Origin of the sequence: Kineococcus arenarius subsp. arenarius (assembly GCF_050871845.1) — a bacterium.
GTDB lineage: Bacteria > Actinomycetota > Actinomycetes > Actinomycetales > Kineococcaceae > Kineococcus.
This window is the reverse complement of the sequence record NZ_JBJLSE010000097.1, coordinates 1-15,342: the sequence shown is the minus strand read 5'-3', so window position 1 is coordinate 15,342 and position 15,342 is coordinate 1. Positions and strand designations below refer to the sequence as shown.

The 15,342-nt window shown below is 76.2% G+C and carries 13 protein-coding genes and 1 tRNA gene; 8 read left to right on the top strand and 6 right to left on the bottom strand.

The window, feature by feature from the left end; genetic code table 11:
- Positions 1-139: 139 nt before the first annotated feature.
- The 5 genes from ACRYM0_RS17370 to ACRYM0_RS17350 form a co-directional block, all read right to left on the bottom strand.
- The gene (locus tag ACRYM0_RS17370; protein WP_432507080.1) at positions 140-1,909 is read right to left on the bottom strand and encodes a P-loop domain-containing protein; all 1,770 of its coding nucleotides are present in this window, start codon (positions 1,907-1,909) and stop codon (positions 140-142) included.
- 24 nt (positions 1,910-1,933) lie between these two features.
- Positions 1,934-3,172, bottom strand: a complete 1,239-nt coding sequence (locus ACRYM0_RS17365; protein ID WP_432507079.1) for a globin domain-containing protein — start codon at positions 3,170-3,172, stop codon at positions 1,934-1,936.
- Positions 3,173-3,266: 94 nt separating this feature from the next.
- Entirely contained in the window at positions 3,267-3,701 is a 435-nt protein-coding gene (locus tag ACRYM0_RS17360; protein ID WP_432507077.1) for a PPOX class F420-dependent oxidoreductase, read from the bottom strand.
- 40 nt (positions 3,702-3,741) lie between these two features.
- Entirely contained in the window at positions 3,742-4,572 is an 831-nt protein-coding gene (locus tag ACRYM0_RS17355; RefSeq protein WP_432507075.1) for an SDR family oxidoreductase, read from the bottom strand.
- Between the two features lie 84 nt (positions 4,573-4,656).
- Positions 4,657-4,740: transfer RNA gene (locus ACRYM0_RS17350), tRNA-Leu, on the bottom strand.
- Between the two features lie 130 nt (positions 4,741-4,870).
- Between ACRYM0_RS17350 and ACRYM0_RS17345 the strand changes: the two genes are divergently transcribed.
- The 7 genes from ACRYM0_RS17345 (at position 4,871) to ACRYM0_RS17315 (ending at position 13,300) form a co-directional block, all read left to right on the top strand.
- Positions 4,871-5,575: an FhaA domain-containing protein gene (locus ACRYM0_RS17345; RefSeq protein ID WP_432507073.1), complete on the top strand. Its 705-nt coding sequence runs from the start codon at positions 4,871-4,873 to the stop codon at positions 5,573-5,575.
- A gap of 7 nt (positions 5,576-5,582) precedes the next feature.
- Entirely contained in the window at positions 5,583-6,071 is a 489-nt protein-coding gene (locus ACRYM0_RS17340; protein ID WP_432507071.1) for an FHA domain-containing protein FhaB/FipA, read from the top strand.
- A 7-nt stretch (positions 6,072-6,078) separates the two neighbouring features.
- Positions 6,079-7,485, top strand: a complete 1,407-nt coding sequence (locus tag ACRYM0_RS17335; RefSeq protein ID WP_432507069.1) for a Stp1/IreP family PP2C-type Ser/Thr phosphatase — start codon at positions 6,079-6,081, stop codon at positions 7,483-7,485.
- Positions 7,485-8,858, top strand: coding sequence for an FtsW/RodA/SpoVE family cell cycle protein (locus ACRYM0_RS17330; RefSeq protein WP_432507067.1), 1,374 nt, complete (start codon positions 7,485-7,487; stop codon positions 8,856-8,858). The genes ACRYM0_RS17335 and ACRYM0_RS17330 overlap by 1 nt, the downstream gene beginning before the upstream one ends.
- Positions 8,855-10,318, top strand: coding sequence for a peptidoglycan D,D-transpeptidase FtsI family protein (locus ACRYM0_RS17325; RefSeq protein ID WP_432507065.1), 1,464 nt, complete (start codon positions 8,855-8,857; stop codon positions 10,316-10,318). The genes ACRYM0_RS17330 and ACRYM0_RS17325 overlap by 4 nt, the downstream gene beginning before the upstream one ends.
- Positions 10,319-10,499: 181 nt before the next feature.
- Positions 10,500-12,473 carry a Stk1 family PASTA domain-containing Ser/Thr kinase gene (gene pknB, locus ACRYM0_RS17320; RefSeq protein WP_432507082.1) on the top strand — a complete coding sequence of 658 codons (1,974 nt, stop codon included), beginning with the start codon at positions 10,500-10,502 and terminating at the stop codon, positions 12,471-12,473.
- Positions 12,470-13,300, top strand: coding sequence for a metallophosphoesterase family protein (locus ACRYM0_RS17315; RefSeq protein ID WP_432507063.1), 831 nt, complete (start codon positions 12,470-12,472; stop codon positions 13,298-13,300). The genes pknB and ACRYM0_RS17315 overlap by 4 nt, the downstream gene beginning before the upstream one ends.
- A 22-nt stretch (positions 13,301-13,322) precedes the next feature.
- On the opposite strand, the gene ACRYM0_RS17310 is transcribed toward ACRYM0_RS17315, so the two are convergent.
- Positions 13,323-13,613 (bottom strand): DUF2795 domain-containing protein, encoded by a 291-nt coding sequence (locus ACRYM0_RS17310; RefSeq protein WP_432507061.1) that lies wholly within the window; start codon positions 13,611-13,613, stop codon positions 13,323-13,325.
- Positions 13,614-13,810: 197 nt separating this feature from the next.
- Between ACRYM0_RS17310 and ACRYM0_RS17305 the strand changes: the two genes are divergently transcribed.
- Complete coding sequence (locus tag ACRYM0_RS17305; protein ID WP_432507059.1) at positions 13,811-15,292, top strand: diguanylate cyclase domain-containing protein; 1,482 nt, start codon at positions 13,811-13,813, stop codon at positions 15,290-15,292.
- Positions 15,293-15,342: the final 50 nt, after the last annotated feature.

The following is a 15,342-nucleotide window of genomic DNA, read 5'->3' as shown; positions in this document are numbered from 1 at the left end:
CCCCCCCCCCCCCCCCCCCCCCCCCCCCCCCCCCCCCCCCCCCCCCCCCCCCCCCCCCCCCCCCCCCCCCCCCCCCCCCCCCCCCCCCCCCCCCCCCCCCCCCCCCCCCCCCCCCCCCCCCCGGGGGGAGGGGGAGGGGTCAGTCGCCGGGGGTGCGGCGCAGCTCGCGCACCCGCAGGGTGCGCAGGCGGTTCAGGGCGGCGGCCACCTCGTGGGGGCGCGGCACCGCCACGTCCGCGCTCGCCCCGCCCGTCCACCCCTCCACCGGGCCGGCCAGGTCCGCCGCGAGCAGCTCCAGCGCCGCCGCCAGCGTGCGCCGGCCGTCCAGGTGACCGGCCGCGACGAGGTGGTCCAGCGCGTACCCGGCGCCGGTGACCTGCGAGGCGTCGGTGAACTGCCGCACCGCCCGCACGTCCACCTCCTGCTCGCCGAACAGCAGCGCGTCCGTGCCGCGCGCAGCGACCCTGCGGCGATCGCGCACCCGCGGGTCCAGCGGAGCCGGGTCCGGCACCCGGTGCCGCACCGGCGGGAAGCCCTGCGCCTCCACCGCCCGGCCCGTCGGGGTGGCGGCGACCTCGCGGGCCCGCTCGGTGACGTCCTCGCAGCGGAAGGCCCGCATCAGCAGCACCCGGTCCGCGACGTCGAGGAAGTCGCCGGAGGCGCCCACCACCAGGATCGTCGAGACCCCGTGCTCCGCGTGCAGCGAGCGGGCCAGGTCCACGAACGGGTTCAGCGGCTCGGCTTCCTTGGCCACCAGCGCCTGCATCCGCGCGTCGCGCACCATGAGGTTCGTCGCCGCGGTGTCCTCGTCCACCAGGAGCAGCCGGCTGCCCGCCTCCACGGCCTCCACGACCGCCGCGGCCTGCGAGGTGGAGCCGGAGGCGTCGGCGGTGGTGAAGTCGCGCGGGTCCAGCCCACCGGGCAGGCCGGTGACGAACGCGCCCACGTCCACCCGGGTCACCGCGCGCCCGTCCTCGGCGCGGACCGCCGCGGCGTCCGCGACGGTCACCACGAGTTCGCGCCCGTCGCCGGGCACGTGGTCGTGCACGCCCGCCACCAGCGCGGCCAGCAGCGTGGACTTGCCGTGGAAACCGCCGCCGACGACGACCGTGACACCCTCCGGCACGCCCGTCCCCGTGACCGTCCCGCGGTGCGGCAGCTCAACCGCCACGCGCAGCGACGGCGGGCTGGTGAACGGCACCGCGTCCAGCGCCGGGCGCGGGTCCACGCCGCTGCGCCGCGGCAGGACCGCGCCGTCGGCCACGAACGCCACCAGGCCCAGCTGCGGCAACCGAGAGCGCAGCACCGCCGCGTCCTCCACCGCGTCGACGAAGCCGCGCACCTCGTCCTCGTCCAGCGCGGGCGCCAGCAGGGCCGATCGCACCAGCTCCGGCAGCGCCCCCGCCAGGTCGCGCGCGGCGGTGCGCCCGTCCACGCGCCGGCGCGGGCCGGGCAGGTGGTAGCCGAAGCGGAGCACCGCCGAACCGTCCGCGCCGACCTCGCAGCTGCTGCGCTGCAGCACCTCCTGCCCGCCGGCGTCCACGCGGAACGTGCCGCCGGCCGCGTGGCGGGCCCGGCGCGCCAGGTACCCGGCCAGGGCCCGCCGGCGCGCGGGGACGTCCAGCCCCAGCGTCGCGAACCCGGCCGCGGCGGCGTCCACCCGCACCTCGCAGCGGCTCGGCGGCGCGAACGGGTCGGCCTGCGCGCGCACCAGGGAGAACGTCGCGCCCGGCAGCAGCGGCCAGCGCCGCCCGGTCAGGGAGCGGTAGCGCGCGTACGGGCCGTCGTGCAGGTGGTGCAGGGCGGCGGCGAGGTCGGCCGCCCCACCCGTGGCGGCGGCGGCGCCCGCGGAGGAGCCGGTGCTGCCGCGGCGGTCGCGCGGGTGCTCGGACGGGCGGTGGCGGGGCACGACCCCGACCCTACGAGCGGGGTCCTACCCGGTCCGGGCGCCGGGGGCCGGCTCGGCCGCCAGGTCCGCGGCCCACAGGTCCGGGCCGAACACCTCGTACTGCACGTCGCGGGCCGGCACGCCCCGCTCCAGCAGGGCGCTGCGCACCGCACGCATGAAGGGGATCGGCCCGCACAGGTAGTAGAGGGCGTCGTCGGGCAGGTCCACGTCCGCGAGGTCCATGAACCCGCGGGAGACCCCGCCGACCGGCAGGCCCTCGCCGCCGCCCTGCTCGAACCACACGTGCGCGGAGGCGCCCGGCAGGGCCGCCACGTCGGCGAGCACCTGCTCGCGCAGCGCGAAGGACTCCTCCCGCGCGTCGGCGTGCAGCAGCAGGACCCGCAGGCTCGACCCGGCGGCGGCCAGGTGCGAGAGCATCCCGGCCATCGGGGTGATGCCGATGCCGGCGCTGGCGAACACCACCGGGCGCCCGGAGTCGTCCAGGACGACGTCGCCGAACGGCAGCGACAGGGTCAGCTCGTCGCCCACCTGCACCGACTCGCACAGGGCCGTGGACACCTCGCCGTGGGGCTTGCCGCCGCCGTGCACCCGCTTGACGGAGAACTGCCGGTGCCGGCCGTCGTCGGCGCGCGTCAGGCTGTACTGCCGCGGCTGGCGGGTGCCGTCGGGCATGCGCACCTGCACGCTGACGTACTGCCCGGGCAGGGACGTCTTGACGAGGCGGTCGTCGGCCCGCTCGACCACGAACGTCACCACGTCGTCGGTCTCCCGCACCTTCCGCGCCACCCTCCAGGGCCGCCACACCGTCTCCGGGCGCACGCCGCGGGCGCTGTACAAGCCGCGCTCCTGGTGGATGAGCGCGTACGCCATCAGCCAGTACACCTCGTCCCAGGCCGCGGCGACCTCCGGCGTGACCGCGTCGCCGAGGACGTCGCCGATGGCCCAGAAGAGGTGCTCGTGCACGACGTCGTACTGCTCGGGCCGCAGGCCCAGCGAGGCGTGCTTGTGCGCGATGCGCGAGAGCAGCTGCTCGGGCAGCTGCTCGGGGGTCTTGAGCAGGGCGCTGGCGAAGACGGCGACCGAGCCGGCCAGCGCCACCTGCTGGGTGCCCTGGGCCTGGTTGCCGCGGTTGAACGTGCCGTCGAGCAGCTCGGGGTGGGCGGCGAACATGTGCCGGTAGAAGCGCTGGGCGATCTGCCCGATGTTGTCGGCGACCACGGGCAGGGTCGCCTCGACGACGGGTCGGGACCGTTCGGAGAGCATCGGGTTCCTCCTTCGGGACGGGCGTCGACGCCAGCACCGCACCACAGCCGCGCACCCGGTGCGAGCGGAGACGTGTCGCGCCCCGGTCCACCCCTCAGCCGGGCAGCTGCCCGTACACCCGGCCCACCGGCAGGCGCACCACGCGCCGGCGGTCGCGCACCATCGCCGAGCGGTAGTCGTCCCAGTCGGGGTGCTCACCGGCCAGCGCCCGGTAGAGGTCCACCAGCTCCTCGACGGCCTCGTCGTCCTCGCGCTGCGCGACGGCGCTCAGCTCGGCGTCGCCCTCGACGACCGCCCAGGACCAGAAGTCCGGCGACGTCACGTGCAGCGAGGCGCGGGGGTCGCGCTCGAGGTTGCGGGACTTGGCGCGGTCGGCGGTGATCGAGACCCGCACCAGCCGGCGCTCGGGGTCGTAGTGGTGGGTGATGTTGGACAGCTGGGGGCGTCCGTCGCGCTTGAGCGTGACGAGCACGCCGTTGCGCGTGGAGGCGACGAGGTCCAGCAGCTGCCGCTCGCGGTCGGTGCTCACCCCGGCGACGCTAGGCCGCACCCCGCCGTCCCACCAGGGGTCAGCGGGAGCGGAGGACGTCCTCCAGGGTGCGGGGCGGGTGGCCGGTCAGTCGCTGCACGACGTCGGTGACGACGTCGAGCTCCCCGGCGGCGATCGCGGTGTACGTGCTGACCCAGCCGTCCACCTCCCACGCCGGCGCCCCGTACCCGGCGCGGGAGGCGTACGCCTCCTCCACCGTCTCCTCCACGTAGTGCACCGGCTCGCCGGTGACGCGGGTGATCGTGGCCGCGACCCCGGCCATGCTCAGCGCCTCCGCCCCGGTGACGTCGTAGGTGCGCCCGGCGTGCGACTCGTCCAGCAGCGCGGCCACCGCCACCTCGGCGACGTCGTCGCGGGCCACCGCCGCCAGGCGCCCGCTGCCCGCGGGTCCCCGCAGCGCACCGGCGGTGACGAACTCCGGCAGCACGTCCAGGTAGAAGGAGTCGCGCAGCACCGTCGCCTCCAGGCGGACCGCGGCCAGCAGCTCCTCGGTGGCGGCGTGGTCGCGGCCGAAGGTGAAGGTGCAGTCCGGGGCCGCGCCGAGGAAGGACGTGTAGACGACGCGGCGCACCCCCGCGGCGGCGGCGGCCTCCACGGCGGTGCGGTGCAGCGCGACGCGGCCGGCGTCCTCGGAGGCGGAGACCAGCAGCAGCACGTCCACCCCGTCCAGCGCGTGCCGCAGGGCCTCGCCGTCGGCGTAGGACGCCACCCGCACGTCGGCGCCGGGCAGGTCCGGGGCGCGGGCGGCGTCGCGCACCACCAGCCGCTGCGGCACCGCCGCCGCCTTCAGGGCGCGCGCCACGCGCCCGCCGACGTGCCCGGTCGCACCCGTCACCCCGATGAGTCCCACGGGGCCAGCCTGCGGCCGCGCGGTGCGGACGGCACCCGAGAACGACGAAGGCCCCGGTCGATACCGACCGGGGCCTTCACCCTGTGCGCGAGGGGGGAGTTGAACCCCCACGCCCTTTCGGGCACACGGACCTGAACCGTGCGCGTCTGCCTATTCCGCCACTCGCGCAGACATGAAGACCTTAGCAGGTCCACGAGGCCTCCACGGACGCCCCCGCTCTCCCGACGGGGGAGGCGGGCCCCGCGCGGCTACGATGCGGGAGCCGGAGCAGCGGGGGACACCAGGGAGGGGGCGGCGCGTGGGAGTGCTCGACCGGTTCGAGCGCGGGGTCGAACGAGCCGTCAACGGCGTCTTCGCCCGCGCCTTCCGCAGCGACGTGCAGCCCGTGGAGGTCGCCAGCGCCCTGCGCCGCGAGCTCGACGACCGCGCCGCCGTGCTGGCGCGCGGGCGCACCCTGGTGCCCAACAGCTTCATCGTCGAGCTCGGCCGCTCCGACCACGACAAGATCGCCTCCTGGCAGGACACGCTGGCCGACGAGCTCGTCGCGGCCGTCACCCAGCACGCCGAGAAGCAGCGCTACTCCTTCGTCGGCCCCGTGCGGGTGGACTTCCACGAGTCCGACGACCTGGAGACCGGCGTCTTCCGCGTCCTGAGCTCCACCGTCAAGGGGCGCGTCGCACCGGCCACCACCCGCACCTCCAGCGCCGGCCGCCCGCAGCTGGAGGTCGACGGGCGCGGGTACGTGCTCACCGAGGCCGTCACCGTGATCGGGCGCGGCTCCGAGGCCGACGTCGTCGTGGACGACCCCGGGGTCTCCCGCCGCCACGCCGAGGTGCGCGTGAACGCGTCCGGCGCACGCCTGGTCGACCTCGGCTCCACCAACGGCACCTTCGTCGACGGCGAGCGCGTGTCCTCCACCGACCTGTTCGACGGCACCACGATCACCCTCGGGCGCACCCGCGCGGTCTACCGCGCCCCGCGCCGCGACGAGGGCTGGACCTGAGGAGCCCGTGAGCGAGCTCACCCTCACCGTGCTGCGGCTCGGCCTGCTGGCCCTGCTGTGGCTGTTCGTGCTCGCCGTCGTCGGCGTGCTCCGCACCGACCTGCTCGGCACCCGCGTCACCGCGCGGCGCACCGAGCGCACGCCCCGCCGCCGCGGGCGCGAGGAGGCGCCGCCGCAGGGCCCGCAGGCCCCGCGCCGCGAGCGCGCCACCCTCGTCGTGGTGGAGGGCTCGCTGCGCGGCACCACCATCGCGCTCGGCCAGGCGCCGGTGCTCATCGGCCGCGGCGCCGACTGCACCCTCGTGCTGGACGACGAGTACGCCTCCACCCGCCACGTGCGCATCAGCCCCGCCGAGGGCGGCACCGGCTGGCTCGTGGAGGACCTGCAGTCCACCAACGGCAGCTACCTCGGCCGCGACCGCCTGAGCGCCCCCGTGCCCTTCGAGCCCGGCACACCGCTGCGCATCGGGCGGACCGTGCTCGAACTGCGGAGGTGAGCGGACCGTGGCCATCGCCCTGCGCTACGCCGCCCGCTCCGACGTGGGGCTGGTGCGCTCCACCAACCAGGACTCCGGGTACGCCGGGCCGCACCTGCTCGTCGTCGCCGACGGCATGGGCGGGCACGCCGGCGGCGACGTGGCGTCCTCCCTCGCCGTCGGGGAGCTGGCGGGCCTGGACGGCGAGTCCCACGGCAGCGACGACGCCGCCGAGCACCTGCACCACGCGCTGGAGGCCGCCAACGAGCAGCTGCGGCGCCGGGTGGCCGACGAGCCGGAGCTGGCCGGCATGGGCACCACCGTCACCGCGGTCCTGCGCGCCGGCTCGCGGCTGGTCCTGGCCCACATCGGCGACTCCCGCGGCTACCTGCTGCGCGACGGGCACCTGACCCAGCTCACCCGCGACCACAGCTACGTGCAGTCGCTCATCGACGAGGGCCGCATCAGCGCCGAGGAGGCCGAGCGGCACCCCCAGCGCTCCGTGATCATGCGGGTGCTGACGGGCCGCGACGAGGACACCGCGGACGTCTCGGTGCGGGAGGCGCGCCCCGGCGACCGCTACCTGCTGTGCTCGGACGGGCTGTCCGGCGTCGTCAGCGCCGAGACCCTCGAGCAGACCCTCGCCGCCGGCGAGGCCCCCGACGCCACCTGCGAGCGCCTCGTGGAGCTGGCGCTGCGCGGCGGCGGCCCGGACAACGTCTCCTGCGTCGTCGCCGACGTCGTGGAGATCGGCGGCGGTCCCCCGCCGTCGACGACCCCGCAGGTGGTGGGGGCGGCCGCCTTCCACCGCCCGCGCCGCTCCAGCGCCTCCGGCACCCCCGCCGCGCGGGCCGCGGCGCTGCGCGCGGCGGACGACGACGACCAGGAGGACGACGATCCCGGCACCGGCGCGCACGTGGACGAGGCGCGCCGGCGGCGCGTGCGCCGCCGCTGGATCGCCGGTCCCCTGCTGCTGGTGGTGCTGCTGGCCGCCGGAGCCTGGGGCGGCTGGCGCTGGAGCCAGCAGCAGTACTTCGTGGGCGTGGACGGCTCCCGCGTCGCCGTGTTCCAGGGGCTGACGCAGGACATCGGCCCGGTGAGCACCTCGCACGTGGTCGAGCGCACCGACGTCGCCGTGGACGACCTGCCCCGCACGTACGCCGCGATGGTCGCCGCGCGCATCAGCGCCTCCGGCCTGGAGGACGCCCGCGACACCGTGGAGAACCTCCAGGAGATCGCGGCCGACTGCCGGGCCGCGGCGCAGGCGCCCGCGCCCACCGCCTCGGCCACCGCCGAGCCGACGACCACCGCGACCACGACCGCCGCCGTCCCGGCAGCGGCGACGAGCGCACCGGACGCGACCACCACCACCGGCACACCGGGTGCGACGCCCACGGGCGAGGCACCCGCCGAGGACTGCGGAGGGGTCGGCTGATGGCCACCGTCCTGCCCGTGTACCCGACCACGCGGCGCAACGTGGAGCTCGCGCTCGTCGTGGCGGCCGTGCTCATCGCGTGCGGCGCGTGGGCGGTGCTGGGGCTGACCGGCTCCGGCGAGCTGCCCGCGGGCCTGCTCGCGCACGGCGGGGGCCTGGGCGCCCTGGCCGTCGTGCTGCACCTGCTGCTGCGCTGGCGCGCCCCGCACGCCGACCCGGTCCTGCTGCCGGTGGCGACGCTGCTCAACGGCCTGGGCCTGGTGATGATCCACCGCCTGGACCTCGCGGAGGACACCGCCTCCGCGTCCCGGCAGTTCGTGTGGTCGGCGCTGGGCGTCGCCGCCGCCGGGGCGGTCGTCGTCGTGCTGCGCGACCACCGCGTCCTGCGGCGGTACACCTTCACCGCGATGGTCGCCGGCCTGGTGCTGCTGCTGCTGCCGCTGGTGCCGGGGCTGGGTCGCACGATCAACGGCGCGCGCATCTGGGTGGGGATCGGGCCGCTGTCCTTCCAGCCCGGCGAGCTCGCCAAGATCGCGCTGGCGGTGTTCTTCGCCGGCTACCTCGTCGTGCACCGCGACGCGCTGTCCCTGACGGGCCCCAAGGTGCTGTTCCTGCGCCTGCCGCGCGCCCGCGACCTGGGCCCGATCCTGCTGGCGTGGGGCGCCAGCGTCGGCGTGCTGGTGCTCCAGCGCGACCTGGGCACCTCGCTGCTGTTCTTCGGGCTGTTCGTGGCGGTGCTGTACGTGTCCACCGAGCGGGTCAGCTGGATCGTCCTGGGGCTGCTGCTGTTCGCCGGCGGGGCCGTCTTCGCCGCCACGACGATGTCGCACGTGCGCAGCCGGGTGGACATCTGGCTGCACCCGTTCGACGCGGACAACGCCGACAGCGCCTACCAGCTGCTGCAGGGCCTGTACGGCATGGCCAACGGCGGGCTGCTGGGCACCGGGCTGGACCGGGGGCGCCCCGACATCGTGCCCTTCGCGAACTCCGACTTCATCTACGCCTCCTTCGGCGAGGAGCTGGGGCTGGTGGGGCTGTTCGCCCTGCTGCTGCTGTACGGGGTGCTCGTCGAGCGGGGCCTGCGCACCGCCATCGGGGTGCGCGACGGCTTCGGCAAGCTGCTCGCCGCCGGCCTGGCGTTCTCCGTGGCGCTGCAGGTGTTCGTGGTCGTCGGCGGCGTGACCCGCGTGATCCCGCTGACCGGCCTGACCACGCCGTTCCTGGCCGCGGGCGGCTCGTCGCTGGTGTCGAACTGGATCGTGGTGGGGCTGCTGCTGCGCGTCTCGGACCTGGCCCGCCGCCCGGCGGTGGAGGTGCGCAACGGCCCCGAGCCGGGCGACACCGGCGTGACCCAGGCGGTGCGGATCCCGTGAACCGCCCCCTGCGCAGGCTCTCGGCCGTCGTCGCCTTCCTGTTCTTCACCCTGTTCGCGTCCACGACCTGGATCCAGTTCGTGCGCTCCGGGGAGCTCAACGCGATGCCCGGCAACAGCCGCCAGCTGTACGCCGAGTTCGGCCGCGAGCGCGGCGCGATCCTCGTGGGCGCCGGTCAGGCCATCGCCACCAGCGTGCCCGTGGACGACTCGTACGAGTTCCTGCGCCAGTACGAGGCCGGTGAGATGTACGCGCCGGTCACCGGCTACTACTCCATCCGCTACGGCACGTCCGGCATCGAGCGGGCCATGAACGACGTCCTGTCCGGCACCGCCGACGAGCTGTTCTACCGGCGGCTGGCGGACCTGCTCACCGGGGAGGACCCGGCCGGGGCGTCGGTCACCCTCACCCTGGACCCCGAGGTGCAGCAGGCCGCGTGGGACGCCCTGGACGGGCGCAAGGGCGCCGTCGTGGCCGTCGAGCCGTCCACCGGTGACGTGCTGGCGATGGTGTCCAGCCCCAGCTACGACCCCGACGCGCTGGCCACCCACGACGGAGCGGCCGCCGAGCAGGCGTGGCAGGCGCTGATCTCCGACGAGGACGACCCCCTGGTGAACCGGACGATCGACGCCCTGTACCCGCCGGGCTCGACGTTCAAGCTGATCACCGCGGCGGCGGCGCTGGAGAGCGGCGACTACACCACCGACACCCTCGTGGACGGCCCGCAGGAGCTGGACCTGCCGCAGACCTCGAACACGCTGAGCAACGACGAGGGCACCGCCTGCGGGCCGAACGACCAGGTCAGCCTGCTCGACGCGCTGCGCATCTCCTGCAACACGGCCTTCGGGCAGCTCGGCCTGGACCTCGGCGCCGAGGCCCTCGACGCGCAGGCGCAGGCGTTCGGCTTCGAGCAGTCCCTGTCGGTCCCGCTGTCGGTGGAGCAGAGCCAGTTCCCCGAGGACGCCACCGGCCCCCTGCTGGCGTACGCCGGCATCGGGCAGGGGGACGTGCGGGTCACCCCGCTGCAGGTGGCGATGGTCTCCGCGGCCATCGCCAACGGCGGTGTCGTCATGGAGCCCAACCTCGTCCAGACGGTGCGGGAGGCGGAGACCCTGGACGTCATCGCCGAGCCCGCCCCGCAGGAGCTGGGCCGCGCGGTGAGCGAGGACACCGCCGAGGCGCTGCAGGAGATGATGCGCGCCGTCGTGGAGTCCGGCACGGGCACGCGCGCGCAGGTCGACGGCGCCGTCGTGGGCGGCAAGACCGGCACCGCGCAGCGCGGCGAGGGGCAGGTCCCCTACGCGTGGTTCACCTCGTGGGCGCGCGACGACGAGGGCGAGAACCGCGAGGTGGCCGTGGCGGTGGTCATCGAGGACGGCGGCTCGGTGGACAGCGCCTACGGCGGTCGTCTGTCGGCGCCGGTGGCGCAGCAGGTCATGCAGGCGGCCCTGGATGGCTGAGCGGGGTGGCTGAGCCGGTGCTCGGGCACGGGACGGGCGGGCACGTGGACGACGAGGGACGACGGGCACGACGGGGACGGGGAACGCAGTGACGGACGCATCGACCAGCAGCGGCGGGCAGGCTTCGCCGCGCCTGCTCGGCGGGCGCTACGAGGTCGGCGCCCTCCTCGGCCGCGGCGGCATGGCGGAGGTGCACGTGGCCCGCGACACCCGGCTCGGGCGCGCGGTCGCGGTGAAGCTGCTGCGCTCCGACCTGGCGCGCGACCCGTCGTTCCAGACCCGCTTCCGGCGCGAGGCCCAGGCCGCCGCCGGCCTGAACCACCCCTCCATCGTCGCGGTGTACGACACCGGCGCGGACCACGTCCTGGAGCACGGCGGCGCGCAGGTGGACCTGCCGTGGATCGTCATGGAGTACGTGGAGGGCCGGACGCTGCGCGACATGCTGCGCACCGACCACCCGCTGTCCACCACCGAGGCGCTGTCGATCACCGAGGGCGTGCTGGGGGCGCTGGAGTACAGCCACCGCATGGGCATCGTGCACCGCGACATCAAGCCCGCCAACGTGATGATCACACCGGCGGGCGAGGTCAAGGTGATGGACTTCGGCATCGCCCGCGCCATCAGCGACTCCTCGGCCACCCTGACGCAGACGTCGGCGGTGATGGGCACCGCGCAGTACCTGTCGCCGGAGCAGGCGCGCGGGGAGACCGTCGACGCGCGCAGCGACCTCTACTCCACCGGCTGCCTGCTGTACGAGATCCTCACCGGCCGCCCGCCGTTCACCGGCGACGCGCCCGTCGCGGTGGCCTACCAGCACGTCTCGGAGCAGCCCAAGCCGCCGAGCGCCCTGGCGCCGAGCATCCCGCCCGCCGTGGACCAGGTGGTGCTCATGGCGCTGAGCAAGGACCGCGAGCACCGCTACCAGAGCGCCGCCGACTTCGCCGACGACCTGCGCCGGGCCGTGGAGGGCCGCCCGCTGCGCGGTGCGAGCTTCGCCCCGACCAGCGCGGTGCCCCCGGTGGCGGCCACGACCGCCCTGCCGACGGCCGGCCCGCCCACGGCGGCCACCCGCGTGACCCCCGCCGTCCCGCCGGCCGTGCCGCCCGGGCAGGCACCGGCGACCCCCACGGGCGCTCAACCGGCGGTGGGCGACGGGCAGCCGCCGGAGGAGCACCGCGGCCGGCGCTGGCCGTGGGTGCTGCTGGTCCTGGCGCTGCTGGGCGGCATCGGTGCGACGGGGTGGGCGCTGCTGGACCGCAGCGGCGGCGGGGCGGACCCGTCGGCGACGTCCTCGCCCACGGCCGTGGCCGTGCCGGAGGTGGTGGGCGTCTCCCGCGAGGAGGCCGAGGACCTGCTGGCGGCCGCGCAGCTGGAGTCCGCGGTCGTGGAGGAGGCGAACGACGCGGTGCCGGCCGGCGACGTCGTCAGCAGCGACCCCGAGCCCGGTCAGCCCGCAGCGATCGGCTCCACGGTGACGCTGACGGTGTCCACCGGGCCGGCGGCGGTCACGGTGCCCGACGTGAGCGGCTCCAGCCAGAACGACGCCCGGGCGGAGCTGCGCTCGGCCGGCCTGGACCCCGGGGACGCGGAGCCCACCGACGAGGACCCGTCCGCGGAACCCGGCACGGTGGTGCGCACCGACCCGGCGGCGAGCACCAGCGTGGCGCGGGACACCCCCGTGACCCTGTACGTCGCCAGCGGGCAGGTCGAGGTGCCGGACCTGACGGGGCTGACCCTGCAGGAGGCGCAGGACCAGCTCGACGGGCTGAACCTCAACGTCAACGCCTCCACCGACCCCGACGCGGAGGGCGAGCCCGGCACGGTGGTCTCGCAGAGCCCGACGGCGGAGGCCACGGTGGACGTGGACACGTCCATCGACGTGGTGCTGGCCCCGGAGGAGACCGCCTCCCCCACGCAGACGTCCAGCCCGTCGCAGACCGCCACGGCCAGCCCGACGTCCACCGCCACCGCCTCGGCCACGGCGAACCCCTCGGGCGCCGCGACCCGCGGCACCCGGAGCGGCGGCAACAACGGCAACGGCAACGGCAACGGCAACGGCAACGGCAACGGCAACGGCAGCAGCAACAGCGACGACGAGGACGACGCGCAGGACACCGCCGCCGGTGCCGCGCCGGAGACGGAGGACGAGGGGTGAGCCGGGTCCTGCACCTGTCCGACACGCACCTGCTGGCCCCCGGCGGCCGGCACGGCGGCGGGGAGGTCGACACCACGGCCGTGCTGCGGCACGTGCTGGCGTCCCTGGCCGGCCTGGGCCCGCTCGACGCGGTCGTCGTCTCCGGCGACGTCTCCGACGACGGCTCGGTGCACTCCTACGAGACCGTGCGGGACCTCGTGGGCGGCTTCGCCCGCGAGCGCGGCGCGGTGGTGGTGTGGGCGATGGGCAACCACGACCTGCCCGGCCCGTTCGAGCAGGTCCTCGGCCCGGTGCGCTCCGTGCACGACGCCGGCGGGCTGCGGCTGGTGGTGCTGGACAGCTCCGTGCCCCGGCACGGCCACGGCGTCCTCGGCGAGGAGCAGCTGACCTGGCTGCGCGGGGTGCTCGCCGAACCCGCGCCGCTGGGGTCGGTGGTGGTGGTGCACCACTCCCCGCTGCCGGCGCCGACGGTGCTGCACGAGGGGCTGAAGCTGCAGGAGCCGCAGCGGCTGCTGGACGCGCTCGCCGGCACGGACGTGCGGGCGGTGCTCAGCGGGCACTACCACCACCCGTACGTGGCGACGCTGCCCGGCGGGGTCACCGCCGTCGTGGCGCCGGGCGTGGCCAACCGCACGGACGTGCTCGTGGAGCACGGTTCCGAGCGCGTGCTGCGCGGCAGCGGGGCGTGCCTGGTGGACGTCGACGACGCGGGGGTGCGGGTGACCGTGCTGTCGGTCGCCGCGCCCGGCGACGGCGAGGAGCTGTTCGTCCTGGGCCCGGACGTGGTGCAGCGGATCCTCGACGCGGAGGGCCCCTCCGCCCCCTGACCGGGGAGCCCCCCGCGCGCCGTCAGGACGCCGTGGGGTCCGGCGGGACCTCGCGCTGACCGGCGGCGACGTGCGAGGTGGAGTTCAGCCGGGCCTGTTCCGCGGCGGTGCGCGCGTCCGGCTCCTCCTCCTCGCTGGGCACGGAGCGGACCACCTCCTGCGCGTTGTCGTAGTCCGCCAGCGGCAGGGTGCGCAGCGCCTTGAGGACGTCCTCGCTCGCACCGCTCGCCTGCGCGGTGGCGATCAGGGCGTCCTTGCCGGCCGGGTAGTCGGCGTCGCGGACGGCGTGCAGGACTTCGTCGTTCGTTGCCATGCCCGACCCGTACCCGCCGCGGGCGGGAACCACACCCCGGCCCGGTCGGGCGGGGGATGTTGAACCCTCACCCTGACGGGCGCTGCGGCGGCGCGCTCCACGGGCCGATGACACAGCGCGGGGACGTCCACCGGTGCGGCCGGTGCCCCGCGGGGTGGACGGGCCGGCAGGCACCGCCCGGTGAGGTGGTGAGGTCCATGGCGGCTGGGACGGACCGGCGGCGCACGCGGTGGTGGTCACGACCCGCGCAGCTCGTGGAGCAGACGCGGTGGCTGTTCTTCCTGCTCGCGCTGCTGTCGGCGGTGCTGACGTTCCCGGCCTCCGCGCGCAGCGCCGAGCCGGTCACCGCGCTGCTGGTCGCGCTCGCCACCGGGCTCCTGGCGCTCGTGTGGGCGCACCGCTACGTCACCCGGCACGCCGCGCTCGCCACCGACCTGACCGAGGCGCTCCTCGTCGGCGCGGCCGTCGCCCTGACCGCACCGCCCACGACGGCCCTCGGCATCGCCTTCCCCGCCCTGTGGTTCCGCGCCGTCTACGCCACCACCCGCCGGGCGGTGCTGCACTGCACGCTGCTGGTCGGCGGCATGGTCGGCGGCCTGGCGCTGTGGGGTGCCGTCCCCGGCCACGGCAGCCCCAGCAGGGGCGCCGAGCTCCTCGGGTGCGTGCCGCTGATGTACGCGACGATGGCCGGTGCCCGGCACCTGGCGAGCGCCCTGTTCGCCCGTGAGCAGGGGCAGCTGCGCGACACCGCGCTGACCGAGCTGGGGCGCGGGCTCCTCAGCGCAGCGGACCGCGAGGAGGTCGTCGAGCGGGCGCTGCGGGCGGCGGTCGCCGTGTGCGACGCCACCCCGGGGCTGGCCGGCGTGCTGGCGGTGGCCGACCCCGGCGGCGTGAAGCCCCTGAACACCGTCGGGGCCTGGCCGGGGCGGTTGCCGGAGGTGCTGACCGGGGTGCGCCTGCCGGAGCGGGGGGACGCGGACGACCGCCCGGTGCGGGTGGACGGCGGGCCGCTCGGCGCCCTGACCGGCCGCGACGGCGAGTGGGTCGCCGTCCCGCACCCCGTGCTCGAGGACGGCTGGATGCTGGTCGGGGCCCCGGACCGCGTGGCCGCCGAGGGCATCCCCGCGCTGCGCTCGATCCTCACCCAGTCGTCGCTGGCGCTGCGCAACATCGACGCCCACCGCGCCCTCACCGAGCAGGCCCGCACCGACGCCCTCACCGGCCTGGCCAACCGCACCACCTTCACCGAGGCCCTGGAGCGCGCCGCCGCCGACCCGGCGGCCCGCTTCAGCGTCGCGTTCGTGGACCTGGACGACTTCAAGGTCGTCAACGACGCCCACGGCCACGCCGCCGGTGACGAGCTGCTGCGCCAGGTGGCGCACCGCCTGCGCCTGGCCGTGCGGGAGGAGGACCTGTGCGCGCGGCTGGGCGGCGACGAGTTCGCCGTGCTGGTGCGCGGGCTGGCCGACCCCGCCGTCACCGACCTGGCCGGGCGGCTGGTGGAGGTGCTCGTGGTGCCCGTGGAGGTGCCGGGCGGGGCCGTGCGGGTGGGCGCCAGCGTGGGTGTGGCGCACCACCGGCCCGGGGAGGACGCCGAGCAGGTGGTGCAGCACGCCGACGTCGCCATGTACGCGGCCAAGGCCGCCGGCAAGAACCGGGTGCGCGTCTTCACCCCCTGACCCCTCCCCCCTCCCCCCTCCCCGCCGTGATCTTGCACGGTTGAGATCTC